The sequence below is a fragment of the Cellulosilyticum sp. ST5 genome (assembly GCF_046529625.1).
In the GTDB taxonomy this organism is placed as follows: domain Bacteria; phylum Bacillota; class Clostridia; order Lachnospirales; family Cellulosilyticaceae; genus Cellulosilyticum; species Cellulosilyticum lentocellum.
The window spans coordinates 2327760-2354683 of the sequence record NZ_CP132338.1; the positions used below are offsets into that span (position 1 = coordinate 2327760).

Sequence of the window (26924 nt, forward strand, 5' to 3'; positions counted from 1 at the left end):
TATACCTCGCCTGTCAAGGTATATTCTTAAAAAAAGTATATAAAACTGCAAAAGGGCTCTTCCTTACTTTTAATTGAAGTAAGGAAGAGCCCTTCTCGTTTTAAATCTCTGTATAGGTTTTTTTAAATATTTCTTGTTCAATGATGTAAACATCATTTGTATCTGTTTCACTAATAGCTAAATAGTCACCTACATGCCCGTATTTATACTTATCTGGTGAATAAACTGTAAACACCTTTACTGCCTTTTCTAGAGGTCTTGCATAAATCGTATTATCACCCTTCATAATACATTTTTTAGTATAGCTTTCTAAATAAAGTACCTTTCCTGTGTTTTGTTTTCTAATTCTAGGAAAGTATTCTATTTTAACATCAAAGGGTTCTTCTAGAATTTTATAATTCGTGCCAAAACGTTCCTCATTCATTAAAGAAATAGAACCTTCACGATCTATAATTAAGATATCAGATGCTTTAACAATGCGTTCAATATCTGACTCTAAACTCCTAATAATAATAGGCTCACCTTCAGGTAAAACCTCACTTAATCTAACAAACCCTATAGGTATAGGAATCTTTTTATAATGTCTTAACTTGCTTAAATCTATTTGCATTTTACCTGCATCTACTACCTCAAAGGATTGATAATAAGCTGTTAATTTTCTTAAGAAGTACTCATCATAGTTAAGATGTCCATAAAGCTCGTTAAATTTACTTTTACTAATAAACCCTGCAGCTCTTTCTACATGTCCTCCTCCATTACCTAAGTCACCTGCTAAATAGGCTGCTAATTCATTGGCCATCACTTCTTTTACACAACTTCTTACAGAAAATTTAATGCCTTCATTTGCTTCATTATATACAATACACACATTAACACTATCTACTTGAAGAGCAAAATCACTGATAAGCCCTAAAATATTTGGATCGCACTCTTGTGCTTTTACCATTACATATTTATGTGCATCATTGTAAGAATGACGAATAAGCGCCATTCCTGCAATCTCTAATTCTCTTAAAGTAAGTACCGCATTTCTAAGGCGTCTTAATAGCTGCTTGTCATATTTTAAGCTATCACGCATGTCTTTATCTAACGGGTGGCTTATTTCAATAAAAGAACTGCTATCTGTAAAAAGACCATAATATAGGGCCATAGATACATCTGGATGTTCATTAACATCATATCCTGCTTCACACAGCATATCCCATACAACAGTAGCTGAACTCGCTAAATAATTTCTAATTTCTTGTAACTTAATAGCCGGTACTTCTTGTACATGATGATCAATAATAGCTACATGCTGCGCTTCAAGATGTCTCACATTACCAGCCCCATACTGACAATCTACTGTAATTAGTAACCCTTCTACCTTTAGTTCTTCTATGTATTCAATTGGAATACGTAGTGCTTCTATAAACATCACAATATTAGGCTTAGTAATCAATAAATTACCGCTATATACTAACCTGACTTCTTTCCCTTTGCTTTCAAAATATTTATATAAAGCATATCCTGCTGCAATAGTATCTGGATCTGGATTATCATGGCACTGAATAATGATTTGATTATAGACTTCTAATTCTGCTAATCTCATGTGGTCTCCCCCTACTAATTGTTCTTGTATTATATTAGCATAGCTTGAGAATGGGTGTCATCCTAAAAAATAAACTAATATTTGCATATCTTTATATATTTGACTATAATAGACATTATATTATTAACTTTTGTGAACTATTTCACATATTCATATTGGAGGTCCTATTCATGTCAGACAATCTCGAGAGACTCACTTTAGATGATGTGCTTACAGCTAGAGAACGTATTAAATCAACTTGTATACATACTAGTCTTATTCGTAGCTATGAACTTAGTAAGGAATTTCATAATGATGTTTATTTAAAGCCAGAGAACTTACAAGTAACGGGTGCTTTTAAAATTCGTGGTGCTCTTAATAAAATTAAAACCCTTTCTGATGAAGAAAAAAAACGTGGCCTTATTGCTTCTTCTGCTGGTAATCATGCTCAAGGTGTTGCTTATTCTGGTCATGCCCTTGGAATAGATGTTACCATCGTTATGCCAGAAACCACTCCACTTATTAAAGTACAAGCTACTAAAAACTGGGGAGCTCATGTTGTATTAGCAGGACAAGTTTATGATGAAGCTTACGAAACAGCTAAAAAGTTAGAGCAAGAAAATGGGTATACCTTTATCCATCCCTTCAATGATAAGGAAGTTATGGCTGGTCAAGGGACTATTGCTCTTGAAATTTTAGAGGACATGCCAGATACAGATGTTATTTTAGTACCTGTTGGAGGTGGTGGTCTTATAAGTGGTATTGCTATAGCAGCTAAAGCCATTAACCCAAATGTTAAAGTCATTGGTGTAGAATCTACAGGTGCACAAGCGATGAGATTATCTTTAGATGAAGGCCATCCTGTTTCTCTAGATCAAGTAGACAGTATTGCTGATGGTGCTGCTGTTAAAAGTGTTGGAAACCTAACCTTTGACTACGTTAAAGAATATGTAGATGATATCATCACCTTAGATGATGAAGATCTAATTGAAGCCATCTTCTTATTAGTAGAAAAACATAAAATTGTAGCTGAAGCCACTGGTGCTTTATCTATTGCTGCTCTTAAGAAACTTCATCTAAGAAATAAAAAGGTTGTTTCCGTTATTAGCGGTGGTAATATCGATGTCCTTACTATGTCTTCATTACTAGACCGTGGTCTTTATTCACGCGGTAGACTATTTTGCTTTTCTGTTAAACTTAAAGATACACCTGGACAATTAGTTAAAATTGCAAATATCCTTGCCCGCGTAGGCGCAAACGTTGTTAAACTAGATCATAACCAATTTAAAGCTTTAGACCGTTTACGTCATGTAGCACTAGAAGTAACTGTTGAAACGAATGGACATGACCATATTCAAGAAGTGAAAAAAGCCTTAGAAGCAGAAGGCTATATGATTGAAGTCATTTACTAAAAAAGTGGCTAGTAAAGCCGGCACTTTCCTAGTCAACTAAAAAGAGTAGCAAAGGTATTCCCCTTGCTACTCTTTTTAGTTGATATCAGACCTTAAAGTCTAATCACTTCTACTTTATAACCATCTGGGTCTGTTACAAAATAATATTTAGGTGCTTCCCCTGGAAGTCCTTTAAGTGGTGTTACTTCATAACCCATAGTTTGGTGTCTTTCATGACTTGCTTCCAGATCTTCTACTCCTACAGCAATATGACTAAAACCATTTCCTAATTCGTAAGGTTTTTCTGGATTATAATTATAAGTAAGCTCTAATTCATATCCACCTTCTTGGTCAGATAAATATACTAAAGTAAATTCATGTTCTTTAAAATCTTTTCTTCTCGTTTCGATTAAACCAAGTGCTTCTTTATAAAAAGCTAGTGATTTTTCTAAATCCATTACTCTAATACAAGTGTGTAACATTTTCATCAGTATTCTCCTCATTCATCTAGTCTATTTTATGCATAGTTTATTCTACCACAGATTCTCACATAAGTACTAGTCTGCTTTTATTGACTCAAATAAAAGCTTAATGCCTTTTAAAACCTTAGGCATTTTACTACACCCTTATGGCCTTCTATATACACAAGTTTACTTAAATATTAATTTCTAATATCACAGGGCAATGGTCAGAACCGAGTATTTCTGCATCAATAGCAGCCCCTACTAACTTATCTTTTAAAACCTCTGAAGCTAAGAAATAATCTATTCTCCATCCTGTGTTTTTTTCTCTTGCTTTAAAACGATAACTCCACCAGCTATAAGCGCCTTCTAAATCAGGATAAAAATAGCGGAAGGTATCTATAAATCCTGCTTCTAATAATTCTCCGAATTTACCTCTTTCCTCATCACTAAAACCAGCATTTCCTCTATTCGTTTTTGGATTTTTAAGGTCAATTTCTTTATGTGCCACATTAAGATCCCCACAAATAATGACTGGTTTGTTTTCTTCTAATTTCTTAAGATAAACTTTAAAAGCATCCTCCCATGCCATACGATAATCAATTCTAGCTAGCTCATTTTGTGCATTAGGTGTATATACGGTAACCACATAAGCTTCTTCAAACTCAGCTGTAATAACACGTCCTTCAGTATCATGTTCAGCTATACCCAAACCATAGCTGACACTAAGTGGCTCCTTTTTAGAAAAAAGTGCTGTTCCTGAATAACCTTTTTTCTGGGCATAATTCCAGTACTGATAATAACCTGGCAGTTCTATTTCTACTTGTCCCTCTTGACATTTCGTTTCTTGAATACAAAACACATCTGCATCAACTGCTTTAAAATAATCTAAAAATCCTTTTGTTAAAACGGCTCTAACGCCATTCACATTCCATGATACACATTTCATTCTTGCCATCCTCCATCTTTTATCTTTTGTTTTTTATTTTATTCTTTACATACATCTACCCATTCACCTTCGGTGATTTCTGCTAATTCATGAAGTGACATCTTCACCACTGCATGAGGGCTTCCTGCTGCTGGATAAACTTCCTCTGACTGTTTAAGACTCTCATCTAAATAGATTTTTACTTGTTTAGGTAATCCAAATGGACAAACGCCACCTACTGGATGTCCTGTTTTTTCTAAAGTTTCTTCATAGCTCATCATCTTAGCTTTTGTGTGAAAAGTATCTTTAAATTTTCTATTATCTATTTTGGCCGTTCCACAAGCAACAATAACGATATCTTCATCATTTACATTAAACGCTAAAGTTTTAGCAATTTGCATCTCTGTAGTTTTGAGAGCTTCTGCCGCCAAGCTCACTGTAGCACTACTTTCTTCTAACAAAACAATTTGATGACTGACTTGCTTTTCCTTAAAAAAAGCTTCTACTGCTTCTATACTCATTTGTATCATCTCCTTTTTGTCCTATCTCATTACTTTTTCCTGTTCTTATTATTTTTAATGACTTTTACTTTTTTATCTCTCTTTATACCTATTTCTATAGAAAATTATTGGCAAAGTACTCAATTTGCTCACTTTTTACGGCTAAGTTTAAATTTTGTCCTGCATCAAAACCTGCTGTAATAATTCCTATAAGCCTTCCATACATATCCAGTAGTGCTCCTCCTGAACTACCATTAGAAATAGGCGCTGTAAACTGAATCATAGACATATCTTGAATTTCTCTAAAAGCTGAGATGATACCATCCGATACTGTATTAAATAAACCTAACGGACTTCCTATAGCCACTACTTTTTGTCCTCTTACTAAGTGTTCTCCTCTGTATAGAGGTAAAGGCTTACAACGCTTTTCTACTTTGATTAAAGCTAAGTCATAATTGGGATGATATTTTACAATTCGTGAAGTCACATAAGACTGCTCTTCATTCTCAAATTGTACTTCAAAATGACAACCGTCTCTTACAACGTGAAAATTAGTCAATATATATCCCTCTTCATGGATAACCACTCCTGATCCCCCTTTGAAAGCTCTTCGTTGCCCATCTAACACTGTAATCATCACAATAGAAGTAGAAAGCTGTGCTAATTCTTCATAGCTTAATTCTCTAAGTATCCCAGTATTATTTCCTATAGAAGTAGTTACTGTGCTGCTTACTAAAGGTGCTTGATGATTAGGTACTATTGGCCTTGATGGTTCTGCTGAATGATTACTTTTTGGTGGCACACTTCTTGATGGCATTGCCGATGAAGGTACTCTAGGTGTTTGCCTCTGTATACCATTGCCCACACTGCCTTTATGACTACCTCCTAGATTAATAGAACCTCTTCTTGCGCCGCTTTCTTTAATTGTGGTGTTTTGCTGAGGAGGTCTTTGTATCGATATACTTTGAATAGGTGCCGTGACTACTTCTGATGGTTTTACTATTTGCTTTTTATAAGTTTCAAAAGGAACTAGAGTGGCGGGTACTTGCGCCTTTATAGGATAGCGATATACCTGTGATGTCCTCAGTACTTCTTCATACGCTGCCAAGCAATCCTCTTGTGGATTCATATAAAGTACATCACAGCCCATTAAAAATAAAAAATATAAGAATAAGTATTCTTGCCTTTTAATGGGCCCTACATAAACTACTTTTCCTAATTGTCCTCTTTCTTTAGTTACTAATAAAGGAAGATAAGCTGCAATCCAGCTTAGTAATTTAACTGCAAAATTCTTAGTGGTAGATGCATTAGCATGGGGCATATAGCGCTCATACATATGTAGGACTTCTTTAAAAGCACATTTTTTAGTCCATTCTAATGTATCTGATGTAAGCTCGGCTGGAAAAGGTAACCTGAATTGTTCTTCTGGCTTTGCATCTTTAATCTTTAACCACTCTTCATAAGCTTGAATATAACCCTCTGTTTCCTGTGGTGATAGACTATATTTTAATTCTTCTAAGCGCAAATAAACTGTATCTTTTGCTTTTAACAAAAAATAATCATCTAACCTTTTCACTTGTTGTGAAAATATTTCGTCTGTTTTTTCTACCCCAATGGCTCTTATAAAGAAGGCATTTCTTGTTAAACTGCCAGCCTCTTCTTTGGTTAGCTCATGCTTTATGAAGTCCTCTATAGGATTTTCACACGTTAGGCGAACTACTTTTAATGGCTTAGTCGTAAAAATCATTTTCTCCTTCTCCCCCCAACTCTAAGAAATCTGTTTATGCTACCTATTATATATAAATATAATAATTAAATAAAGCTGTGTTTTATCTTATCAAATAATGCTATAATAAAAAGTAATTAATATTTTATACAAAAAGGAGTGTATTACTATTGGGATAACGGCAGCAAATAACATCTTAGAAACACTTTTTGACGATTCTTCTATGCGTGAAAATAATTACTTTTGTCAGCTTATAGGCATAGCTAATGCTTCATCCTATAATGATACATTAGCTCTCATTCATCATAAATTATCTGAGCCTCATAAAGGTATTATTTTTGATAGAGAAATTCCTAAACCAAATGATCGCTCACTTATTGACGCTATTTTAAATGAACTGACACGTATGAGAATTGGTGCCTTTGCTAGTGAAGATATTAATCTCACTTCGTCACAAACACTTAATGCAAAGATTAGACAGGCTCTAGACCCTGTTATTGCACTAGCCATACAAAAAGAGCGTTTTGCTAATGAAACTATCCGCAATAACTTTATTGCAAAACTAATGATTTGGTGTAATGTTTATGTCGATGAGCTAGACTTTTCCGGCAAAGAGCCTCCAAAATGTTTATTTTATGGTTCTATTAAAAAGCATGAGTTTTACTTTTTAATGCTTCTTGCTCATATTGGCATTGATGTGCTTTATTTTAATCCAACTGGAGATACCCTCATAGATACTTTAGATGAAAATAATCTTTGTCAAAAAGTCATCTTAGGTCCTACCACACAGCAAATCTTGCCACTTATGGAACATGTAGAAAAAGGAGTTGTCGTTGAAAAAGTAACTACTTTTGCACGTAAAGCAACTAATGAGCTTGAGCAAACCCTATATAATGATACAGGTATCTATAAGCCTTGGCAGTTCTCTGATGGTACCACACGCCCCATTATTATGGACTCTGTTATTGAAGATACGCTTACTTACTGGAATGAACCAGCACGTCTTAGACCTGGCTTTAAGACTTCACAAAAAACAGTTTATACCCCTATTTTCTTCAGTAAAATAAGCGGTGTTTATAATGATCATAATGAATACTTTTCTTTGGTAGATAAACTTAAATCAGCTAATAAATGTGTATTTTACGAGACCACTCAGCTTACCTCTGTAGGCTATGGTCAAACTAGAAGTATTCAGTATCATAATATGCAAGGCCAAGGTATCCCTCAAAACACAGCTCAGTACAATCAACAGGATTTATATTCTTTAGCTTTTTGTTTAAATCCTGACAAGACTATTAATCGCACCACAGTTAAAGAACATGTACTCTATAAAAAATTATTAACTTTAAGAGGTGAAATCCAAGAATTCATTTTAGCTAAACTAGAAGAAGTATTTTCACCTAGCAATACGGCTTTCTTTAACTTTCCTATCACGGATAAAGAAAGGCTAAGACTCATGGCCGCTATTTTCACAGCTGAAGACAGTCTTTTGAATCTTATCGATGGTTATGACTTTACAGCGGATGTGCCAAAGGTCATCTTGTATCTTAACTCAAGAGATACTTTTAATACAGACGATGCCATGTTACTAGGATTATTACGTACCATAGGTCTAGATATTGTCATCTTATCACCTAATGGTGCCAATAATATAGAGCTTGTTATTTCTGATAAATTCATTAATCAAATCAAGCTTGAAGAATTTGTTTATGATTTACCCCTTAAAGCACCTGCTAAAAAGGGATCATTCTTTAGTAAATTATTTAGGTAAAAGGAGTGTTTGTACATGGGAATTTCATTAAATCAAGGAGCAGGTAGTGCGCCAGTTCCTACCTTAGAAGCAACCGTTCTAGGTGGTGTTAATCTAGAAAAAGCAGATGCTAATACACAGCTTGTTCCTGTTCAAGAAGCTGAGGTAGTAGCTTTCACACAATCTTATAAAGAAAAACTTCGCCAGCTTCCTGAAGTTGAAAAATTAACCGAGGAAATTCATGTAGATGATATGAATAGTATTCTTGTATTTGGTCAGGAAGCTTCTACTGGTATTTCTAAAATCTCTGATAATCTACTTTCTACAATGAAAGCTGTTAAAGCTGAAGAAGCTGGGGAAATGATTCAGCAGCTTACAAAAGTTATGGATAAATTCGATATTAAAGAATTAGAAGATATCAAAGAACCATCTGCACTTCAAAAACTCTTTAACAAAGCTAAAAACTCCGTAGAAGCTCTTTTCCAAAAATATGAGAATATGGGTACAGAAGTTGATAAAATATATGTCATTCTTAAAAAATACGAATTACAAATTCAAAATTCTAATGTAAGTCTTAAACAAATGTATGAAGGTAACATTGCTTACTACCAACAACTTGAAAAATACATCGTAGCTGGTGAAATGGGACTTGAGGAATTAGATACAAAACTTATCCCTCAATATGAACAAGAAGCTATGGCTTCTGGTGACCGTATGGCTATGACTACAGTAGAAACACTTAAACGTACGCGTGAAATGTTAGAGCAACGTGTTTATGATCTTCAAATTGCTGAAAACATTGCGCTTCAAACGATTCCAATGATTCAAGGTATTCAGTACAGTAACTTTAATTTAACACGTAAAATTAATTCTGCTTTTATTATCACACTTCCAATCTTTAAACAATGCTTAGCTCAAGCTGTTCTTCTTAAACGTCAAGAACTTCAAGCTAAGAGTCTTAAAGCGCTTGATGATAAAACAAATGAATTATTACTTAGAAATGCTCAAAATATGGCTACTCAAACAACAGCTATTGCAAAAATGGCTGGTAGTAGCTCTGTTCAAATGGAAACGCTTGAAAAGACCTGGCAAACTATTGTTCAAGGTATTGAACAAACCAAACAAATCGAAGATGAAAATCATCGTATGCGTCAAGAAAATAGCATGAAGCTAGAACGTATGAAACAAGACATGCTAGCTCCAAAAAAATAATAAGCATGCATTCTTTAAGAAATAGAGGACTCTCCTCCATAGAACAAACATGCTAAACAGTAAAAAGTCATCTTACAGGTAAATACCTGTTAAGATGACTTTTTACTGTTTATTATTTAAGTTAATAACTTTCATGACTTAAAAATCTCTCTTCGAGACCTCTCTAGGCCACGAAAGTAATATCTTTCTAGAAATCTTTAAATCTTTATCTTGTGGAAAATATAAATCACAGAAGAAATTATGATAATTTGCAGTCCAAACGTATTTATCCCAAACTCTTATATTTTCTTTATGAATAAGTAACATTTCTTCAAGCTTTTCCTTATGGCACAGCAATAACTCATGTTTTATTCTTTCAAACTCATACTCATTGTTGCATTCTTTATAATAGCGAAAAATAGTATTTAAATAGTTCAAAAACCATCGTCCATCTGTATCAATTAAGATTTTATTTTGTTGTGGCATGGTATCATAGTAGTTAATATAGCTTTGCAAACGTTCAACTGTTCTATCATCTAAAATAATTCTTGGATAACACGCTAGTTCACTCTCTGTATGATGAGCATCCAGAAGAGCTGGCCCAAAAACTATATCTTCATTAATATAAAAGTCCCCTACACTTATGCCACCTCTAACAAACAATCCTTCTAATGCTAAATTAAATTGATATTCTGATACATTATCTAGAATCTCATCTATTTCTACTTCCCCATCGTCTTTAATCGGATAAGCAACTACCATATTATCTGTAAAAATTTTTATTTTTCCCTGACTATACTTGTTAGGAATAATACACTGCTTATTCTTATTAATAAGATAGTTCATCTCTCTAAGCAGTTTATCTCCAGATCCATTCTTACAAGAATCTACTATCATTTGTGAAAAGCCTAATATATCTATTGCACATACAACAGAATTAACCAATGTGGGATTATCTTGATCATATTTATGTTTAGTCATCTTAACACATCCTTACCTATTGCAGTATCTCTATTTTATCTACTGATTAAATTATTAGAAGCTTTTGCCTCTGTCTTCCCTATTTTATCTTATGTACTTAAACTTAACAAGTTATCCCCCCTACTATTTCTGCTTATCCTAATTGATCTTTTCTATAACTTATTTTATGTCTTACATCATGCTATAATAATAATATATACTTTATAATTACACGGAGAATTAATATGCAATTAATCATAAATGATAAAGAAATCATTTTTAATACTCAATATGGCAAGAGAAAAAAAATGGTGCTAGAAATTTCACCTGAGGGACATATTACTATTAAAGTTCCATCTAAAACCCCTGAAAGTGAAATCATAGCTTTTATAAAAGCTAATGCTAAATCTATTTTTGCTTTTCAAGATCGCCTAGAAAATAGAAAATATATTTCTAGCAAGAAAAATTATACTGAAGATGAGACTTTTTTATTCCAAGGAAAGGCCTGTCAATTAGGAGAGTTACTAGAAACTATTCCTGAAACAGAAGAAGAAATACAGCTTCTTTTAAAGAAATTTTATATAACACAAACCAAAGTAATTGTTAAAAAGAGAGTTAAGCACTTTGAAAAACTCATTGGTGTAAATGCTAAAAGTATTACCGTTGTAGATTCACCTTGTTCTTGGGGCACTTGTAATAGCTATAAGGAACTGACTTTTAATTATAGACTTTCAATGGCGCCACTTCAGGTCATTGACTATGTGATAATCCACGAACTTTGTCATATCCATCATCTCAATCACGATCGTTCTTTTTGGAGAAAAGTAGGTGCTTATGACCCTCACTTTAAAGAACACCAAGATTATCTAGCACGTTTTGGCGGCGTAATGACCATATAGTAAAGAACCTAACAAGTACTTAGCTTGTTAGGTTCTTTACTATAATGATCTATCGTATTAATGTGTCATTTTCTTATTTAAATAAATAGGTCTTATAAAGCAGCCATGTCTGTTCTTCCCACTTATAAATACTTACATTATCAAAATTGCAATCAAAATCACATGGATATTTTTGAATTTACGCCCATACTTTTTCATATAAAGGTTGTAACTTTTTAGATGCCACTGTTACACGAAAGAGTAATCTACCACCTACTGCTTCCTGCTTACTCCTTACCCTCTATACTAGTGCCACTATTAAATAGCATGAGCTCCTTTAAGCTAATATGTCTATTACGAAAACGTTCTTTACCTACTGTACCTTTTTTCCATTCTATAGCTACTTGAGGACAGGCATGAATGCATGCTAAACAATGCTCGCAATGATGCTGAAATTGTATTTCTGCTTTCTCTACAATAATATTCTCTACCGGACATACCTTACTACAAGTTCCGCAATGATTACACTGATTAGAGACGGTAAAGTACTGGTCACAATTTTTTTCTTTAGCAGGAAAAAATTTATATATTATCTTATTAATGAATGTATAGGATTCCACCTTTATGGTTTGATTGCTTTTAACAGCTTCTATAATAGGTTTTAATTGAGCATTTACCTTATTTTCCATTCCCTGAGTATCATTCACCTTATAACTAGGAATATAGTTTTCTACGGCTTTAAGTTTTTTACTATAACTTAAGTGCTGCCCCTTTTGTATTAATAACTTTTCTACTGCTCCACATATTCCCTTTACAGCTCCTCCATAAGTTGCTACAGCAAATATGTAGGGATTCTGACTTGTAATAGTTAGCTCTGAAATAAAGCGTTCTACTTGATAAGGTAATCCCCAGTAATAGGTTGGAAATACAAACCCAATCACTTCATCAACGCAGTTTATATTACCATTTTTCATCGGCAATACTTGCCCTCCTATGGCCTCCCCTATTTGTTTTGCTACATATAAACTATTGCCTGTTGCTGAAAAGCAATAAATAACTGCCATCTATATTCCCCCTTAAATTTTCCTTCAATGACTTATTGATTATCCTTTATATTATATTACACTTGTATGTATTTTCTGTAAAATAAAAGTAACCTAGCATAACTCCTAGAGTTAATTGACTAAGTTACTTGATGTAATTGTTTCTTCCTTTATCAAATTATATGGTAATACGACGTTGATATTGTCTTACTACACAAGATAACGCAAAATTAATAACAAAATAGGTTAGTGCCACAAAACCATAAAGCATTATAATTTGGCCAAAACCTCTTAAGCTTCCTAATACAACATTACTATTTCGAGTAAATTCAGCAATATCCACAACCTTTAAGAAAGAGGTATCTTTGATAATTGTAATAACCTGTGAAAGGAGAGCTGGAATAATACTCTTAAAGGTCTGTGGTAATATAATATAAATTAAAGTTTGAGCAAAATTAAAGCCTTGAGAAGCTGCTCCCTCAAATTGTCCCTTTGGAATAGAATTAAGTCCTCCTCTTACAATCTCCGCAACAACTGCTGAAGTAAATAAAGTAAAAGAAAAGATTCCTAAAGGAATAGGATCTCCTGGAATAGTAAACCTAATCCATAAAATCCAAAGAATATTAGGTGTACATCTAAAAATCTCAATATAAATAGCTGCAAGCGTAGCAAATGGAGATAACACGCCCTTGCAGTAATTTCTCATAAGCGCTAAGATGGTCCCAAATATAATACTTAATATAATAGTTCCTAATGCAATTAACAGCGTCAACTTTAAGCCATCTAGCATAAAAAGAATATTTTCACTTGTAAAAATCTCACTCATTAGGCCACCTCCGTTTTCACTGTTTGACCAGGATGTTTTGGCTTAGGTGGTTCTTTAGCTTTACGCTCTAAGTATCTTGCCAAAGATGCTAATGGGAAACAAATGATAAAGTACATAGCTGCACAAACCAGATATCCTTGTGTGTAATGTCCTCCCGAACTACTTGCCCAAGAATCTGCAAAATACATTAAATCAAGCCCTGCTACCATTGCTAATACTGAAGTATTTTTAACTAAGTTTAAAGCTTGATTAGCAAGCGGTGGCATAATGATTTTTATCGTCTGTGGCAAAATAATATATCTCATCGCTTGAATATAAGAAAAGCCCTGAGAGTTAGCAGCTTCTAATTGTCCTTTAGGAACAGCTTCTATACCTGTTCGAATAACTTCTGCTACATAAGCACCATGATAAATACCTACTCCCATGACACCTAATAAAAATTTATCTACGCGTCCCCCTATTAAGTAGGGTAAACAGCTGTAATAAAAGAAAATCTGTATAACTAAAGGTGTATTTTGAAAAATTTCTATATACACTCTAGCAATCAATTTAAGTGGCTTTCTCTTAGTAGAATACAGTACACCAAAAAGAATCCCAAGCATAATGGCTACTAACAAGCCCACTATAGATACTCTTAAAGTCATACTAAAGCCTTGTAAATATAAGTCAAACTCTTCAAATAAATCCATCCACCATTTTAGATTAAATAAACCTTTCATAGCAACTCCATCACCTTCCTTGATACTCCATATTCGGTTCTGCCTATACCCTAAAATAAGGATTCAAAGGCGAAAAGGAAGTTCTGTTCACCAATGAATCCTTGAAATTTTATTTAGCAAACTTCAAACTATTCAACACCCCAAGCTTTTAACATTTCAGCCATTTTCCCACTATCTACTAAGTCTTTTACTACACCATCAACTGTTTCTGCCAATTCTTTATTACTAAGAGCAGAAGCCACACCATAATCTTGTTCTGCGAAACGGTCTTCTAAAATCATGGTTGAATCATCGCTATAACCAGCTAAAATCGCACGGTCTACAGCAAATACATCAATATTTTTAGTAGAAAGGGCTGTACTTAAAGCTGGATAACCATCAAATTCTTCAAAAACAGGTGTTACATTAATACCTGTTTCTTTGATATAAGCTTCAAACCCATCTTTAGTGATAGAACCTTGAGAAACACCTATAATCTTGCCATCTAGATCATTAATAGATTGAATTCCAGAATCTTTTAGTACCATTAAACCTACTGCATCTGTATAGTAAGGTGTTGAGAAGTTCCAAGACTCCTTACGTTCCTCTGTAACAGTAAAGGTAGCAATAACTAAATCAATTTCTCCACTATCTAATAACCCACCTCTTGTTTTAGCAGTAACACCTTGGAAAGCTACTAATTTCTTTTCTTTCGCTTCAGCTGCAGTGCAATCAAAAATCTTACCTGCTATTTCATAAGCTAAATCAATTTCAACACCTTCATATTCTCCTGTCGCTGTATTTTGAAGTCCAAAACTAGGTACATCTATTTTACACCCTACTTTAAGTACACCTGCATCTTTAATTTTTTGAATGCCACCTGTTGCACTTCCACCAGCTTCCGATGTCCCTGTTTTAGTACAACCTCCTAAAACACCTAGCATGGTTACTGCTAATAATGTTGCCATTATTTTTTTAATTCCTTTTTTCATATCATCAACTCCTTATTTAGGTTTTATTTATTTCATAATGCTTAAAATATTTCTTATGTACTTTATACCAACCTTCTTAACGTAATATTTTACTTAGGAATAGTTTGGTACGCTCATTTTCTGGATTTTCGAAGAAATGCTCTGGTGAACCACTTTCTACAATAGAACCATCGTCCATAAAAATGACACGATCTGCCACTTGTCTTGCAAAACCCATTTCATGTGTTACACAAACCATCGTAATGTTTTCTTCAGATAACTTAATCATAACATCTAATACTTCTTGCACCATCTCTGGATCCAGAGCACTAGTAGGTTCATCAAATAAAATGATTCTTTGTTTTGTAGCAAGTGCCCTTGCAATAGCAACTCTTTGTTGCTGTCCTCCTGATAAGTTTTGAGGATAGGCATCCTTTTTCTCCAAAAGGCCTACTCTTTCTAAATACTGAAGTGCCATTTCCTCTGCCTCTTTTTTAGGCATCTTTTGTAATTTCATAGGAGCAAGTGTAAGATTTTCTAACACTGTCATATGTGGATATAAGTTAAATTGCTGAAATACCATGGCTGAGGAGTTTCTCACAACCTGTGTTTTGTTTTTCCTTGTTAATAACTGTCCATCAATTTCTACTTGCCCTGAGGTTGGTTCTTCTAAATGATTAATACACCTAATCAGTGTACTTTTCCCACTCCCACTAGGACCAATAATAACTAGCTTCTCTCCTTCATTAACCTCTAAATCAATGTTTTTTAAAACATGATGATGACCAAAAAATTTATTAAGACCACTAATCTTTATCACATAAATCTACCTCCTTATTTAAACTTTTCTGCGTTGTTTTCTATCTAATTCCCTTATAACAAATATTACAATAATTTTAAATTTAAAAGAAAACAAAACAGCGCCACGAAGAAAATGAATTCTCGTAAGCGCCATTGCTTCATATGTCTAAATACTTTATATATTAGTGTAATTATAACTAAGGTCTTTTCTCTTGTCAACTCATAATTTTCCTTTAAGACTCTTTTCGACCTTCTATCTCTCCTATTTCTTTCTCAGCCATCTCTATAGCATATCTTAGAATTTCTTCTGCTGCTTTAAGACCACTAACCCTTGCAATACGTACTTGTTCTTTACATATTCCTTCAATATAGGCTTCTTTAGGAACAATACCATAATCTGCTTCATGGACCATTTGATAGTCAAAAATAGAGTCTCCTGCAGCCATAATAGTTTTTTGATAGTAGTTCTTTTGAATATATGCAAGTGCTGACCATTTATTAATACATTCTGGATATAAATAGATCTTTTTGCCATTGACTTGTATTTTCCAACCTTTATTTTCATTAGCATTCTTAAATAACTGAACGGCTTCTTCATCAATATTGCCTCGCTCTCCTATAATAAGCCAAATAAGTCCATCAGACTTATTGTATCCTTTAATAGGCTTTTTATAGTGATTCAGAAATGATGTTAAGACTTCATCATAATTTACAGGTAATGCTTTAATTTGCTCTTTTATATAATCTGACCACTGTTTATCCTCTTCTCCCTTGTAAATAATAGTTCCTCCATTATTAACTACATAAAGCTCAGGGCAGATAGTTTCCTCAAATAATTGAATCCTCTTGTATTGCTGATGGTTTCTAGTCGTAATTGGTACGACAGGTACTAAGTCATTAAGCTTTTTAAGTAAAGTAATTGCTTCTAAACTCATATACGAAATTTCTTTTCCATTATAAGCTTCGACTAAGGCATATTCACATTCAGCTTCTGCTATAAATAGCTTAGAATAAATTAAAGTACGATCTAAATCCGTTGCAAAAAACATAGAAGTTTTCCTTTCACATTCATTTTTATACATCACACATATCTTTGATTAAACCACAGCAAGAGTAGCACATGTCTTGATATACTTCCACCGGTACACCTCTATCTCTTGCCAAAAGTAAAATGTGCTTAAGGTGCTTATCCTCTTTATCTTTTACAAGGATTTTCCAAGGTACCCTTCTTAATAATACTCTTGTTGTTTCACCTACCCCTGGCTTCACTCTATTAATACTGGAGATATCGAAGCACTGCCTAATATTTTCTACACTCTGTGCTGCATTAAAGGCTCCCATCTCCTTATTAACTAAATCCTCTTCATGGATATTAAGCTGAGAAAAATGAGTAGCAATAGTATCTACAAAGTCATTAGATACATCAATCTCCTCCCACTCCTTGTAAAACTTGGAACCATGAAAATCATAGGGGCCAATAAGGTCATTTCTTAAAAAGGTACGACTCATAAGTCCTGATACTGTTGCATTTAAACATGCACTTGGTACTAAGAAGTCCGCTCTTGTCCCATATAAAGAGGTACATTCTCCTGGATCGCAAAGTACTGCTAGTGTATCATCTAAATCCACTTCATATTTATTTTTAAAATGCTTACAAGCTTTCTCTAAAGTATGGCTTATAACACCTTTTCCAGTCCAACCATCTACAAATTGAATATCTCCTGCTGGATGTTCTTTTAATATATATAAAAGGGCATTCTCATCTATTCCCTTATCTCTAATAATAGAAACACTATAGTGAGGCACATTTACTTGATATTTATAAGCTAAATAACGCTTAATCAATACACCAATAGGTGTACCTGCCCTAGCTAGAGAAACAATAACGACATCTTTTCCTTTTTTTCTGTAAATCAGTTCGGCTACTATCCCTGTATAAAAAGCAATCTCCTCTGCCGTTTCTTCTAAGGTATTTTTATAAAGAGTCATATATTCCTTTGTTGGCATATATTCAATAGGAAGCATTTCAGAGTAGTGAGTACCATTTTGCATGGCATATTCACGCTCTAAGTTATTTTGTTCTTCTAATAAACCGTTGATATTCTTTAATAAGAAAATACAATCTTCTTTCCTATAGCTCCCCATAGGTAAAGGCTCTTTTATATGCTTTACATTTGCTACTCCTTGCTCATTCATAGATTTCCTCCAGCTTGCCATCACAGCAAACAAAATATATTTTTCTAATCCCCTTTTCACTAAATACCTCTGCCATCATTTGCTTAAATTCTGGCCTTACATCTCTTTCTATAAACCAAAAGGCTTCTTCATAGTTACCTTCTTGAATATTATAAATATAATTAATAACCGTTTCATCCTCAGGCCTTTTATACGCTAGAGCTGTATGTAAAGGATAATCTGGTCTTTTAGCTGTCATAATAGGACTACGTGTAGTAGATTGATAATAAACCCCTTCTCCCATAGCACATGCCATCATAGCCGGTACATAAATAAACTCCTCCGTACCTATGCACAGTGTCTTTGTTGAAGTTCTATAGCCTGATAGTACTTGCCCCAGTTGTAATAGACGCTTCTCAAAGGTTTTATTTTCATTAGCTGTTAGTCCAAAGCGTCCATTAGCGCTCATATAACCTACTACCTGTTCTCTTTGATCTCCGCCTTTGATCACTTTCTCTGTCATATGGTCTAAGCCTACCTTAAGCGTTTCATATCTTCCGTACCTACCATTATAGTAACTTATAAGTTGAACGCTTTTTGGTGTTTTTGTTACTACCACTTCTTCCTGTAATACATTTGTATTTTCTTCCTCTACGATTTCAGGATATTTTAAAATCTCCTTTGTTTCCATGGCTTCCTCTGATAAAGACTTTAAAATAATGGGTGCAATAGTTCCTTGAATGACTGATATAAATTCAATAGTAACTCCAAGCTTTTCAGCTAAAAGCTTGGCTTTCTCTTTCTGCTCTTCGTTTCTCCAATCTAAAAGTGCCACTACACTATAAGCTTTAGCACCACTTTTTTCATGCAACGCTTCTATTAAATTAAGCGCAGTATTTCCTGTAGTAATTTCATCATCTACTAATACAATATGCGAAAAACGTTTAAAGAAAAGAGGGTCTTTTGTATAACATTCATGTCCTGTTGCATGAGAATGTTCTTCTTGAAAAGCAAAAGTAGGTACTTCACTTATAATAGGTTCTCTGGTGGTATGAATAAATGTTGCTTTATTATCAAAAGCACTAAACATACTATGGCCTAAGCCTGTGGCTGTTTCTGCAAAGCCAATGAAAAGTGTCTCCTGTTCTAACGGATAGGTCACTTCTAAAACCTTTTCACAGGCTTCCTTAGGTAATTCTTTCTTATTAAAGAGCTCCAAAAGCTCATCTTCCTGTAATACTTTACCCACCTGCTTTTTATAATAAACTTCTGCTAAAAGCGTCCCTCCTAATCTAGTCATATAAGGATTAACGGCTAAGTGCTTACCTAATACTTTACTTACAAATAAAAAAATACGTTTTTTATTTTTTCTAACTCCCACTTCAAATAGATGATTTAAAGGGATAGCTTCACTCGTTTCTTGTAAATCAATATGTATCTCTAGACAATCCAATGCTTTAAAAATAACTTGTTTAGAACAAGGCTGTGTAGTCTTCATTTTCATTAATCACTCCATATATTTCAGCTTTAGCTAGTACTTTTCTAGCCCAATTTGTATGTGGTTTCATTTCATTCATTTTATTGCCACCCTTACTCTTAATTACGCCGCTACCTTGATTTCCTATGATTTGCATAGCATCTTCATATTCTTCTTTAGTTACTACTTGCAAAGCATTAACTAAGCGAATGTGAGAAGGATGAATAATCGTTTTACCTACTAGTCCATTAACTTTATCTAAAACAACTTCCTTAATAAGTCCATCTTCCGCTTTATTAACAATGGCCCTACGTGCAATGCTACCTTCTTCTCCATATTTTCTAAATGGTGTTTGACGTAATTCTGGCTTTAGCAACCTGCTATGATTACTAAAAAACTCCCACACTGGACCTGAAATAACAAAGCCGTCTTCAGCTTGACCAAAATAATTAATAATCCTTGCCATACAATCCCGAATAACAGCCACATCATAAATAGTAGCATCAATACTTCTTCTAATGCCAAAAAGCCCTGTAAAGTCTGTGGCTCCAATTCTAATATTTAAAACATTTTCTCGGTACTTAACCGCTAAGTTTTTAATCGTCTGTAATTCTTCTTGTCCGGTTTGTAAATCTATCACTTGCTTAGTTTCTATAATAGGCATTGCATAAAGTTTAATGCCTGCCGCATCACCTGCTTTCTTAATAAGTGATAGCTGTTCTTCTCCTTCTATGCTATTAAACTTCGGCAGATTAATCCCTGTTATATGCTTTACAATCTCCTCCTCAGATAATAGGCGCTTTAACTGCTGTGTACTACGAATACGTATGAAAAGTAGGGGGAGATCTTCTTCTTTCACTATACCATTTTTCAAAGCTTGTCCCAGCCCTATAAAGGTTTCTTTAAGACGCATCTCTGCTTCTTCTACCTGAGAATCTGCAATACCATCTTCAAGACAAATTACAAGTGTCGTAAGTGAAATATATTTTCTAGTTACTAAATAGTCATAAAGCTTTTCATGAATTGCCGGAATGTACAGTGTTGCGCCTAATGCATAACTCAACTTTTCTTTTTCAGTATCTTTAAAAAAAGCATTCGGTTCTTTAAAAAATACACGTTCTTTCTCTTCTTCACTTAAATGTGCATAATGAAACATTCCCCTTACCCTCTTTCTATATATTGGTAATTCTATTATACTGAAGAAATATGAATTTTGTATAGATATTTCCATATTATTACATCTATTTTTTATCTTCTAACATATATCCCATCCCTCTTTTTGTTACAACATACACATCATACCCAAAAGGGCTTAATTTCTTTCTTAAGTGACTCATATACACTTCTATAATCTCTGTAGAAGCATCACTATCATAACCACAAATTCGCTCAAAAATTTGTTCTTTAAAAAGCAAAATATCTTTATTTAACATTAAATATTCAAGCAAATGAAATAAACGCTCGTTTAGTTCTATTTTTTCATCTTTAATCCATACACTTTTTTGCTTTAGGTCTAGGTGTAAATCTTTAAACACCAAAGTATTTTCTTCTGTCATTTTTCCTAGGCGTTTTAAAATGACATACATTCTGGCTTTTAATTCTTCCATAAAAAAGGGCTTCGTTAAATAATCCTCTGCCCCTAACTGAAAAGCTCTTAATTTGTCTCCTAAATCTTCCTTGGCTGTTAAAATAATAACTCCTAACTGCTGCTTTTTATTTTGTACTTCTGCTAATACACTCATACCGTCTTTTCCAGGTAACATTAAATCTAAAATAACTAAATCATAACTAAATGCCTCTAAGTGTAAAAGGGCATCTTCACCTGTATAAACCTGATCTATCTGGAAATCTTCCTTTAAATAGGTATAAATATTATCACTGATTTTATAATTATCCTCTACCAATAATACCTTAATCACATCTTTATCTCCTTTATACCTTAGTTCAGAAATAATATATCGCATTTCCCTTAATTCTTACTTAACCTTTATTATATCATGATTACAGCTTTTCATCCTATTTCACATTTGTATTTCTTGCTCAATAAAAAAGTGTGCTACTCGTAGCACACTTTTTTATTCATCTCTTATTTATATAGATACTCATTAACCAATATTAATACCGAAGTTATTGCAAAGTGCACCTAAACCGCCTTGATAACCACTTCCAATTGCATTAAACTTCCACTCACCATTATGGCGATATAATTCACCTACAACAATGGCTGTTTCTATTGAGAAATCTTCCCCTAAGTCGTAACGAATAAGCTCTGTTCCTGCTGTTTCATCTAAAACACGAATATAAGCATTAGATACTTGTCCAAAGTTTTGATTTCTTTGCATTGCTTCATGAATGGTTACTGTAAAAGCAATTTTTTCAATGTTAGCAGGCACAGTATCTAACTGAACTTTCATTTGCTCATCATCACCATCTCCTGCTCCTGTTGTATTATCACCTAAATGAGTTACTGAACCTGATGGATGACGTAAGTTGTTATAGAAAATAAAGTCTGCATCAGAGGTTACTTTGCCAGCACCATCTGTTAAGAAAGCTGCTGTGTCTAAATCAAATGACTGCCCTCCATCATATTTATTGGTGTCCCAACCTAATCCAACAATAATATTTTTAAGTCCTGGATTAGATTTTGTTAAATCTACTTTTTGTCCTTTTGCAAGTGTTATACCCATTTTTTCTTCCTCCTTATATATTAATTTTTATACATCAAGTCCATAGTTTTTGCAAAGTGCAGCAAGACCACCTTGGAAACCACTACCTACAGCACTGAATTTCCAGTCAGCTCCATTCCTATAAATTTCACATACTACAATAGCCGTTTCTATAGAGAAGTCTTCCCCTAAATCATAACGTAATACATCTTCTCCTGTATCTTTATTAATAACACGTACATAAGCATTAGATACTTGTCCAAAGTTTTGACCTCTTTCTATAGCTTCATGAATAGTTACGGTTACAGCCATTTTTTCCACATCAGCAGGCATTTTTGCAAATTCAAGAAGGATTTGCTCATCATCGCCATCCCCTTCTCCTGTACGGTTATCTCCTGTATGAATAACAGCTTCATTTCTACTCTTTAAATTATTGTAAAAGATAAAGTCTTCATCATGATTTGTTCTACCATTACTTCCTACCAAGAATACAGAGGCATCTAGATCAAAGTCAAAACCTCCTGAATACTTATTAGTATCCCAACCAAGTCCGATAATAACCTTTTTTAAAGCTGGGTTTCCTTTTGTTAAATCAATTTTTTGGCCTTTTACTAAATTAATTGCCATTTGTATTACCTCCTCTATTGCTTATGTGCTTCTTGAACTTATATTTTTAGTTGAAACGTACTAAATATAACGACTTACCATGTTTTTAAGAGATGGATCATTAGTACCATTGCCTACTGCAGCAAATTTCCATTCACTTTCATGTCTATAAACTTCTCCTACAACTAAAGCTGTACTACCTTTATAGTTATCTGTTAAATTAAAACGTACAAGTTCTTGATTAGTATTATGGTCAACAATTCGAATAAATGCATTTTGAATCATCCCAAAATCCTGTCTTCTATTAATACAGTCATAAATATTAACAACAAAAATAATTTTCTCAATTTGTGCTGGTATGCTATTTAACTCAATAAAAATTTGTTCATCATCACCAGCACCATCACCTGTTAAATTATCGCCCATATGCTTAACACTTTTAGATGCATGTGTTAGATTTCCAAAGTAAATGACGTCTTTATTAGAAAGTAATTTGTCATCTGCTCCTAACATAATAGCAGAGGCATCACAATCGATATCTTTATTACCGCCTCCAAACAAACTACCTAGTAAACCTTTTCCTGAGCTTACAGGGTCCCAACCTAGACCAACCATAATTTTATTTAAGCCAGCATTTCCTTTTGTTAAATCAATCTTTTGTCCCTTTACTAAATTAATTGCCATTCGCTTTCCTCCTAGTTCTCCCTTTTACCTTTTAAAGATGGTATTTGTTTTATTATATCATATTATTATCGCTATAACAGAGAGATTTTATAAGATTATTATTTTTTATAAACAAATTCTCTAATTAAAAGTTTCACCTGCTCATATTTTTTTTAATATTTTTATTTATTTTCATCTTTTTTTTTAGCTAAATATGAATTTTTACCGATAAAATTGAATTTTTTTATTAAAAGTGATATAATTCGATTATCAGTTAGTAGAATCAAGGGGGTGCTTATGGTACGCAAAACGGTTTATGCTCCACACTATGATTTTTTCATTGATCAATCGAAAAAAACAGATGTATATAATATGGACTTTTTTCATATGCACAAAAAATATGAAATTTATTATCTATTAGAAGGCTCACGTAAATACTTTATTGATGACTCTATCTATCTAGTCAACGCTGGGAGCTTAGTACTCATTGATGCAGACTCTGTTCATAAAACAGCTAATATGGGGGATGTACCTCATAGCCGTATTGTCATTAATTTTAGTAGTAGCTTTATTGAAGATTTCTCAGATGAATTAAAAGCGATGAATCTCACTTCTATTTTTAAAACTAAATTCACCGTATTACCTCTTTCTTTTAAGTACAAGCTTATTATTGAAAATATCTTGTTTAAACTTGTAGAGATAGGCAGTGATGATATTGAACTCGGTGCTAAGGCAACAGCTGAAGATGAAACTTTACCTAATGCCTACAAAAAAACCTTACTTAAATTGCAGTTATCCGAATTACTTATTATGATTAAAGAATACTTAGAGATTTTACAGCAAAAAGAATATGAATCTCATCAAATTGTTAATAACAAAGTAGATAAAATAATAAAGTATATTAGTGCTCACTATACAGAGGATCTAACACTTACGTCTATTGCCGAACAATTTTATATTAGTCCTTTTTACTTAAGTAAGATCTTCAAAAAATCTACTAACCTTTCCATTATAGAATATATTAACAGCCTTAGAATTAGGAACGCAAAAGAACTACTTGAAAGTTCCTCTACTAAGATTGCAGATATAGCAGAATTAGTAGGTTTTTCAAGTAGTTCTCATTTTAGTCGAACCTTTAAATTGGTTACAGGTCTTTCTCCTCAGCAGTATAAGAAATATTATTCTACTAAGTAGTCTGTTACTTGATCAAGATTTAAGGTTTCTCCAATATGATTTTTTACCACCACATCGTGAAGTCTGATTTTATCTACATTACGTATGATAAAGCCTGATTTCACGATTTTTTCTTGAAAACTAAGCATTTCTGGATAGTCAGGAGTTGCATCTTCTTTAAACTCAATAAACACATTTTTAAAGTTAAGTTCTTTAATCGTTTGCTCTGGAAGTCCATAAATGAAGCCTGCACATACTTCTGAGTTTTCACAATAAATATTTTCGAAATTCAATGTTCCTATATAAGGTGTACGTTCATCTACTGGAAGCTTATCTTTGCTCCATACATACTCTGTTTTTCCATCTGGATCACAGAAATAGAAACAATTAAGAGTGAATGGTGTTAATACCCCATCCATTTTGATATTTTTTATATAAATCTCATCAATAACAGCAGTATTTCCTCTACCACGTCTTGTTTTGATTCTCAGTCCTCTGTCTGTGTTTCTAAAGAAACAACGCTCTACATATACATGTTTGATGCCGCCTGACATTTCACTGCCTAATACTACACCACCATGTCCATATTCCATTAAACAATTTCGGATAATAATATTTTCACTAGGTCTTCTCATATCTACTGGTACACTAATTTTACCAGATTTAATAGCAATACAATCGTCCCCTAATGAGAATTTTACACCAATAATTTCTACACCATTACAAGATTCTGGATCAATTCCATCTGTATTAGGTGAATCCTTTGGGTTATTAAGTGTTAAATTGATAAAACGAAGCTTTGTACTTCTAACAGGATGAACTGTCCATGAAGGTGAATTTTTGATCGTGATTCCTTCTACTACAACATCATCACAATCAACTAAGTAAAGGCTACGTGGCCTCCACGCTCCTCTTTTCACCTTACAATCAACCCACCAATCAGCATTTTGACCATTACCATCAATTGTTCCTTGTCCAATAATGCGTACATCACGAACACCAATTCCTGTAATAATGCTAGCGTAACAGTCTGCCATATCTCCTTCCCAAGAAGCAAGATAAGCTATACTACCATCTTTAAGTATCATTTCCCCAGGTAAAATAGGATAATCCTTTCTATCTGTATGAGCTAATAAAGTAGCACCTTCTAATAACTCAAGCGTCATATGACTTTTAAGAAAAAGTGGAAGTATTTTATACGTTCCTGCTGGTATTACAACTCTTGCACCTTTTGGTGCTGCCATAATAGCTGCTTGGATAGCTGCCGTGTCCATAGTCACACCATCGCCTACCGCACCGAAATCCTTAACGTTTAAGATAGCAGTATCAGAAAGGGTAGCCACTGTATCGGCTACCTCCTTTCCGTTTGCTGATAAACTAATGTGATATTCGGTCGCTGGTGTTAAGTTATAAATTGTAAAGATATTTGTCTTAGGAGACGCCTTAGCTTCACCATTTATACTTAATGAATAGTCTTGGTCTACAAAGTGACAAGCCTCATTCTCTATTTCAATCGTTACACTTGTCGAAGTTACATTGGCTATATTCCACATCGCACACCATTCCTCCTCTTAGCCTTTAATACCACTACTTGCAATACCTTCAATAAAGTATTTTTGAGCTGAGAAGAATACGATAATTGATGGAGCAAGACCAACAAGTGACATAGCAATAACTTTATTCCAGTCAAAGGTACCACTTGTCGCATCCATTGACATTTTAAGAGCAATTGTTAATGGATATTTTTTAACTGAAGTTACGAAGATTAATGGACCCATGAAGTCATTCATTGTCCACATGAATGTGAATAACGCACATGAGATAAGTGCTGGTTTAAGCACTGGTAATAAAATTTGTATCAGGGTTTGGAAGCTTCCACATCCATCGATTTCAGCTGCTTCATCAAGATCTCTTGGAATACCTCTAAAGAACTGAATGAGCATAAATACGAAGAATAATTCTGTTGCAAATAATGCTGGAAGCACTAATGGTGCATATGTGTCAAGTAAACCGAATGATTTCCACATCATGTAACTTGGAATTCTTAAGATAATATTTGGAAGTAACATTGTACCAATTACACATGAGAAGAATAATTTCTTTAATGGAAAATTAAATCTAGCAAAACCATATGCTGTTAATGATGAAGAAATAACTACGAATATTACTTTTGGAATTACAATCTTAAATGTATTTAAGAAGTAATGTCCCATTGTATATTCTGTTCCTGTTTTCCATCCATCAATATAAGGTTGGAAGTCAAAAGAACTTGGAATAAATCCAATTGAAGTAAAAATTTCTGCATTTGATTTAAATGAAGCACCAATTAACCAAATAATTGGATACACCATGATAATAGCTACGAAAATTAAGATAGCATACATACACGCCATTTTAATAGCTTTCTTTCTTTTTCGTTTTGCTTGTCTTTGCATTTCTGCCGTTCTTCCCTGTTCTACTGCTGCATTTT

26 protein-coding genes are annotated in these 26924 nt (G+C 33.6%); 5 read left to right on the forward strand and 21 right to left on the reverse strand.

The genetic code is table 11. From position 1 onward, the window contains the following. Nucleotides 1–100: 100 nt before the first annotated feature. Nucleotides 101–1591, reverse strand: coding sequence for a DHH family phosphoesterase (locus QTL86_RS11465; protein WP_127066005.1), 1491 nt, complete (start codon nt 1589–1591; stop codon nt 101–103). Nucleotides 1592–1761: 170 nt separating this feature from the next. On the opposite strand from QTL86_RS11465, the gene ilvA reads away from it, so the two are divergent. Beyond that, nucleotides 1762–2982 carry a threonine ammonia-lyase gene (gene ilvA / locus QTL86_RS11470; RefSeq protein WP_127066004.1) on the forward strand — a complete coding sequence of 407 codons (1221 nt, stop codon included), beginning with the start codon at nt 1762–1764 and terminating at the stop codon, nt 2980–2982. A gap of 92 nt (nt 2983–3074) precedes the next feature. On the opposite strand, the gene QTL86_RS11475 is transcribed toward ilvA, so the two are convergent. From QTL86_RS11475 to QTL86_RS11490, 4 genes are all read right to left on the reverse strand, one after another. Further along, nucleotides 3075–3449: a VOC family protein gene (locus QTL86_RS11475; RefSeq protein ID WP_013656277.1), complete on the reverse strand. Its 375-nt coding sequence runs from the start codon at nt 3447–3449 to the stop codon at nt 3075–3077. Between the two features lie 166 nt (nt 3450–3615). After that, nucleotides 3616–4371, reverse strand: a complete 756-nt coding sequence (locus QTL86_RS11480) for an exodeoxyribonuclease III (protein ID WP_410497310.1) — start codon at nt 4369–4371, stop codon at nt 3616–3618. Between the two features lie 38 nt (nt 4372–4409). Next, complete coding sequence (locus QTL86_RS11485; protein WP_127066002.1) at nt 4410–4871, reverse strand: YbaK/EbsC family protein; 462 nt, start codon at nt 4869–4871, stop codon at nt 4410–4412. A 94-nt stretch (nt 4872–4965) separates the two neighbouring features. Then, nucleotides 4966–6597, reverse strand: a complete 1632-nt coding sequence (locus QTL86_RS11490; RefSeq protein WP_127066001.1) for a serine protease — start codon at nt 6595–6597, stop codon at nt 4966–4968. A 172-nt stretch (nt 6598–6769) separates the two neighbouring features. Between QTL86_RS11490 and QTL86_RS11495 the strand changes: the two genes are divergently transcribed. Together QTL86_RS11495 and QTL86_RS11500 are read left to right on the forward strand one after the other, a co-directional pair. Next, on the forward strand, nt 6770–8347 hold the full coding sequence (locus QTL86_RS11495; protein ID WP_410497311.1) for a YceG family protein: 1578 nt from the start codon (nt 6770–6772) through the stop codon (nt 8345–8347). Nucleotides 8348–8362: 15 nt separating this feature from the next. Continuing rightward, on the forward strand, nt 8363–9538 hold the full coding sequence (locus QTL86_RS11500) for a toxic anion resistance protein (protein ID WP_013656272.1): 1176 nt from the start codon (nt 8363–8365) through the stop codon (nt 9536–9538). A gap of 138 nt (nt 9539–9676) precedes the next feature. Here QTL86_RS11500 and QTL86_RS11505 read toward each other — a convergent pair whose 3' ends face one another. Continuing rightward, nucleotides 9677–10498, reverse strand: a complete 822-nt coding sequence (locus tag QTL86_RS11505) for a hypothetical protein (protein WP_127066000.1) — start codon at nt 10496–10498, stop codon at nt 9677–9679. Between the two features lie 224 nt (nt 10499–10722). On the opposite strand from QTL86_RS11505, the gene QTL86_RS11510 reads away from it, so the two are divergent. Then, a complete protein-coding gene (locus QTL86_RS11510; RefSeq protein ID WP_410497246.1) occupies nt 10723–11376 on the forward strand; it encodes a M48 family metallopeptidase in 654 nt (217 codons plus the stop codon). Nucleotides 11377–11642: 266 nt separating this feature from the next. Here QTL86_RS11510 and QTL86_RS11515 read toward each other — a convergent pair whose 3' ends face one another. The 13 genes from QTL86_RS11515 to QTL86_RS11575 all read right to left on the reverse strand — a co-directional run bounded on the left by QTL86_RS11515 (nt 11643) and on the right by QTL86_RS11575 (nt 23302). Further along, entirely contained in the window at nt 11643–12419 is a 777-nt protein-coding gene (locus tag QTL86_RS11515; protein ID WP_127065999.1) for an EFR1 family ferrodoxin, read from the reverse strand. Nucleotides 12420–12576: 157 nt separating this feature from the next. Then, nucleotides 12577–13224, reverse strand: a complete 648-nt coding sequence (locus tag QTL86_RS11520; RefSeq protein ID WP_127065998.1) for an amino acid ABC transporter permease — start codon at nt 13222–13224, stop codon at nt 12577–12579. Continuing rightward, complete coding sequence (locus QTL86_RS11525; protein WP_127065997.1) at nt 13224–13943, reverse strand: amino acid ABC transporter permease; 720 nt, start codon at nt 13941–13943, stop codon at nt 13224–13226. The genes QTL86_RS11520 and QTL86_RS11525 overlap by 1 nt, the downstream gene beginning before the upstream one ends. 128 nt (nt 13944–14071) lie before the next feature. Then, nucleotides 14072–14914 (reverse strand): transporter substrate-binding domain-containing protein, encoded by an 843-nt coding sequence (locus tag QTL86_RS11530; RefSeq protein WP_127065996.1) that lies wholly within the window; start codon nt 14912–14914, stop codon nt 14072–14074. Nucleotides 14915–14990: 76 nt separating this feature from the next. Then, nucleotides 14991–15713 (reverse strand): amino acid ABC transporter ATP-binding protein, encoded by a 723-nt coding sequence (locus QTL86_RS11535; protein ID WP_013656263.1) that lies wholly within the window; start codon nt 15711–15713, stop codon nt 14991–14993. Between the two features lie 214 nt (nt 15714–15927). After that, nucleotides 15928–16743, reverse strand: coding sequence for an HAD hydrolase family protein (locus QTL86_RS11540; protein WP_190283548.1), 816 nt, complete (start codon nt 16741–16743; stop codon nt 15928–15930). 25 nt (nt 16744–16768) lie between these two features. Further along, entirely contained in the window at nt 16769–17890 is a 1122-nt protein-coding gene (locus QTL86_RS11545) for a cysteine protease StiP family protein (RefSeq protein WP_127065994.1), read from the reverse strand. Continuing rightward, complete coding sequence (locus QTL86_RS11550) at nt 17883–19367, reverse strand: phosphoribosyltransferase family protein (protein WP_410497247.1); 1485 nt, start codon at nt 19365–19367, stop codon at nt 17883–17885. Before QTL86_RS11550 ends, QTL86_RS11545 begins: the two co-directional genes overlap by 8 nt. Beyond that, nucleotides 19342–20502, reverse strand: a complete 1161-nt coding sequence (locus tag QTL86_RS11555) for an HpcH/HpaI aldolase/citrate lyase family protein (protein ID WP_013656259.1) — start codon at nt 20500–20502, stop codon at nt 19342–19344. Before QTL86_RS11555 ends, QTL86_RS11550 begins: the two co-directional genes overlap by 26 nt. Nucleotides 20503–20587: 85 nt before the next feature. Continuing rightward, complete coding sequence (locus QTL86_RS11560; protein ID WP_127065992.1) at nt 20588–21265, reverse strand: response regulator transcription factor; 678 nt, start codon at nt 21263–21265, stop codon at nt 20588–20590. 186 nt (nt 21266–21451) lie between these two features. Continuing rightward, nucleotides 21452–22033, reverse strand: coding sequence for a TerD family protein (locus QTL86_RS11565; protein WP_013656257.1), 582 nt, complete (start codon nt 22031–22033; stop codon nt 21452–21454). Nucleotides 22034–22060: 27 nt separating this feature from the next. Beyond that, complete coding sequence (locus QTL86_RS11570) at nt 22061–22639, reverse strand: TerD family protein (protein WP_013656256.1); 579 nt, start codon at nt 22637–22639, stop codon at nt 22061–22063. 60 nt (nt 22640–22699) lie between these two features. After that, the gene (locus QTL86_RS11575; protein ID WP_410497248.1) at nt 22700–23302 is read right to left on the reverse strand and encodes a TerD family protein; all 603 of its coding nucleotides are present in this window, start codon (nt 23300–23302) and stop codon (nt 22700–22702) included. Between the two features lie 276 nt (nt 23303–23578). Here QTL86_RS11575 and QTL86_RS11580 point away from each other — a divergent pair, with 276 nt between their 5' ends. Next, a complete protein-coding gene (locus QTL86_RS11580) occupies nt 23579–24475 on the forward strand; it encodes a helix-turn-helix domain-containing protein (protein ID WP_127065990.1) in 897 nt (298 codons plus the stop codon). Here the strand turns inward: QTL86_RS11580 and QTL86_RS11585 are convergent. Next, nucleotides 24460–26007, reverse strand: a complete 1548-nt coding sequence (locus QTL86_RS11585; protein WP_127065989.1) for a glycoside hydrolase family 28 protein — start codon at nt 26005–26007, stop codon at nt 24460–24462. The two genes, QTL86_RS11580 and QTL86_RS11585, sit on opposite strands and share 16 nt — an antisense overlap. 18 nt (nt 26008–26025) lie before the next feature. After that, the gene (locus tag QTL86_RS11590; RefSeq protein WP_127068026.1) at nt 26026–26889 is read right to left on the reverse strand and encodes a carbohydrate ABC transporter permease; all 864 of its coding nucleotides are present in this window, start codon (nt 26887–26889) and stop codon (nt 26026–26028) included. Between the last annotated feature and the right edge of the window lie 35 nt (nt 26890–26924).

Excerpts from the sequence above, each read along its gene's own strand:
- QTL86_RS11465 (WP_127066005.1), bottom strand. The coding sequence starts at position 1,591 with ATGAGATTAGCAGAATTAGAAGTCTATAATCAAATCATTATTCAGTGC.
- ilvA (WP_127066004.1), top strand. The coding sequence starts at position 1,762 with ATGTCAGACAATCTCGAGAGACTCACTTTAGATGATGTGCTTACAGCT.
- QTL86_RS11475 (WP_013656277.1), bottom strand. The coding sequence starts at position 3,449 with ATGAAAATGTTACACACTTGTATTAGAGTAATGGATTTAGAAAAATCA.
- QTL86_RS11480 (WP_410497310.1), bottom strand. The coding sequence starts at position 4,371 with ATGAAATGTGTATCATGGAATGTGAATGGCGTTAGAGCCGTTTTAACA.
- QTL86_RS11485 (WP_127066002.1), bottom strand. The coding sequence starts at position 4,871 with ATGAGTATAGAAGCAGTAGAAGCTTTTTTTAAGGAAAAGCAAGTCAGT.
- QTL86_RS11490 (WP_127066001.1), bottom strand. The coding sequence starts at position 6,597 with ATGATTTTTACGACTAAGCCATTAAAAGTAGTTCGCCTAACGTGTGAA.
- QTL86_RS11500 (WP_013656272.1), top strand. The coding sequence starts at position 8,363 with ATGGGAATTTCATTAAATCAAGGAGCAGGTAGTGCGCCAGTTCCTACC.
- QTL86_RS11505 (WP_127066000.1), bottom strand. The coding sequence starts at position 10,498 with ATGACTAAACATAAATATGATCAAGATAATCCCACATTGGTTAATTCT.
- QTL86_RS11510 (WP_410497246.1), top strand. The coding sequence starts at position 10,723 with ATGCAATTAATCATAAATGATAAAGAAATCATTTTTAATACTCAATAT.
- QTL86_RS11515 (WP_127065999.1), bottom strand. The coding sequence starts at position 12,419 with ATGGCAGTTATTTATTGCTTTTCAGCAACAGGCAATAGTTTATATGTA.
- QTL86_RS11520 (WP_127065998.1), bottom strand. The coding sequence starts at position 13,224 with ATGAGTGAGATTTTTACAAGTGAAAATATTCTTTTTATGCTAGATGGC.
- QTL86_RS11525 (WP_127065997.1), bottom strand. The coding sequence starts at position 13,943 with ATGAAAGGTTTATTTAATCTAAAATGGTGGATGGATTTATTTGAAGAG.
- QTL86_RS11530 (WP_127065996.1), bottom strand. The coding sequence starts at position 14,914 with ATGAAAAAAGGAATTAAAAAAATAATGGCAACATTATTAGCAGTAACC.
- QTL86_RS11540 (WP_190283548.1), bottom strand. The coding sequence starts at position 16,743 with ATGTTTTTTGCAACGGATTTAGATCGTACTTTAATTTATTCTAAGCTA.
- QTL86_RS11545 (WP_127065994.1), bottom strand. The coding sequence starts at position 17,890 with ATGAATGAGCAAGGAGTAGCAAATGTAAAGCATATAAAAGAGCCTTTA.
- QTL86_RS11550 (WP_410497247.1), bottom strand. The coding sequence starts at position 19,367 with ATGAAGACTACACAGCCTTGTTCTAAACAAGTTATTTTTAAAGCATTG.
- QTL86_RS11555 (WP_013656259.1), bottom strand. The coding sequence starts at position 20,502 with ATGTTTCATTATGCACATTTAAGTGAAGAAGAGAAAGAACGTGTATTT.
- QTL86_RS11565 (WP_013656257.1), bottom strand. The coding sequence starts at position 22,033 with ATGGGTATAACACTTGCAAAAGGACAAAAAGTAGATTTAACAAAATCT.
- QTL86_RS11570 (WP_013656256.1), bottom strand. The coding sequence starts at position 22,639 with ATGGCAATTAATTTAGTAAAAGGCCAAAAAATTGATTTAACAAAAGGA.
- QTL86_RS11575 (WP_410497248.1), bottom strand. The coding sequence starts at position 23,302 with ATGGCAATTAATTTAGTAAAGGGACAAAAGATTGATTTAACAAAAGGA.
- QTL86_RS11580 (WP_127065990.1), top strand. The coding sequence starts at position 23,579 with ATGGTACGCAAAACGGTTTATGCTCCACACTATGATTTTTTCATTGAT.
- QTL86_RS11585 (WP_127065989.1), bottom strand. The coding sequence starts at position 26,007 with ATGTGGAATATAGCCAATGTAACTTCGACAAGTGTAACGATTGAAATA.
- QTL86_RS11590 (WP_127068026.1), bottom strand. The coding sequence starts at position 26,889 with ATGCAAAGACAAGCAAAACGAAAAAGAAAGAAAGCTATTAAAATGGCG.